The following is a 1,170-nucleotide window of genomic DNA, read 5'->3' on the forward strand; positions in this document are numbered from 1 at the left end:
TCCTTGACGACCGGGGCGAGGCCGCGGAAGGCCTGGCCGCGGTGGCTGATGGCGTTCTTCTCGGCGGGGGTGAGTTCGGCGCAGGTGCGGGTCTCGCCGAGGGGCTGGAGGATCGGGTCGTAGCCGAAGCCGCCGTCGCCGGAGGGGGCGGTGCGCAGGGTGCCGAGGAGGCGGCCCTCGACGACGCGCTCGGTGCCGTCGGGGAGGGCGAGGGCGGCGGCGCAGAAGAAGTGGGCGCCGCGGTGCGGGTCGGAGATGTCGGAGAGCTGGGCGAGCAGCAGGTCGAGGTTGGCGCGGTCGTCGCCGTGCTTGCCGGCCCAGCGGGCGGAGAAGATGCCGGGGGCGCCGTTCAGGACGTCGACGCAGAGGCCGGAGTCGTCGGCGACGGCGGGCAGGCCGGTGGCGCGGGCGAGGGCGTGGGCCTTGAGGAGCGCGTTCTCGGCGAAGGTGACGCCGGTCTCCGGGACGTCCGGGATCTCGGGGTAGGCGTCGGCGCCGACGAGTTCGACGTCCAGGCCGGCCTCGCCGAGGATGGCGCGGAGTTCGGCGACCTTGTGCTGGTTACGGGTGGCGAGGATCAATCGGGTGGACATATCGCCCACCCTATCGGCAGCCGTTCCGGCGTCAGCCGGTGCAGACCGAGGTGAGGTTGCCGGCCGCGTCGCCGAGCGGCTTGAGGTCGGGGACCTCCTTCTTGTCGACGGCCTGCTGGACCTTGTCGGCCTGCTTCTGCAGGTCGGCGACGGCCTTGGCGACGTCGGTGTTCTTGGAGTTCTTGCCGACCTGGTTGAGGTCGGTCCTGAGCTTCTCCAGCGCCTTCGCGGCGGCCGCCGAGTCGTTGCTCGCGTTGCCGTAGGCGCTGGTGACGTCGGCGAGGTCGCCGGTGATCCTGACCGCCGTGTTGCCGCAGTCGATCGCCTTCTGGGCTGCGGAGCAACTGACCATGCTGAGCGGGAGGATGGCGATCAGGCCGGCCACGGCGAGGGCGGCGGGGCGGGCGATGCTGGACGGCATCCGGTCCTCCTGTGGGGCGCGCGGGTTCCGTGGGACGGGACGCGCGCCGGGGGGTGCGCGGTTTTCCCCCCCCCGGGGGGTGGGGGGAGCCAAAAGTCGAGGGACCCCCCCTGGTCGAGACCCCCACCCCGCGCGGGGAAAACACTGGACCACGCG

Annotated in this window: 2 protein-coding genes; both read right to left on the bottom strand. The window is 72.7% G+C overall.

The genetic code is table 11. The features are described from left to right. A partial coding sequence (gene rdgB / locus ACFV6I_RS37835) for an RdgB/HAM1 family non-canonical purine NTP pyrophosphatase (RefSeq protein ID WP_380430645.1) occupies window positions 1-593 on the bottom strand: 593 nt, incomplete at its 3' end. Window positions 594-624: 31 nt separating this feature from the next. Beyond that, entirely contained in the window at window positions 625-1,014 is a 390-nt protein-coding gene (locus tag ACFV6I_RS37840) for a hypothetical protein (RefSeq protein WP_380335144.1), read from the bottom strand. Window positions 1,015-1,170: the final 156 nt, after the last annotated feature.

Source organism: Kitasatospora sp. NPDC059803 (assembly GCF_042732255.1).
Classification (GTDB): Bacteria; Actinomycetota; Actinomycetes; order Streptomycetales; family Streptomycetaceae; genus Kitasatospora.

Coding starts and splice junctions, on each gene's coding strand:
- ACFV6I_RS37840 (WP_380335144.1), bottom strand. CDS start 1,014: ATGCCGTCCAGCATCGCCCGCCCCGCCGCCCTCGCCGTGGCCGGCCTG.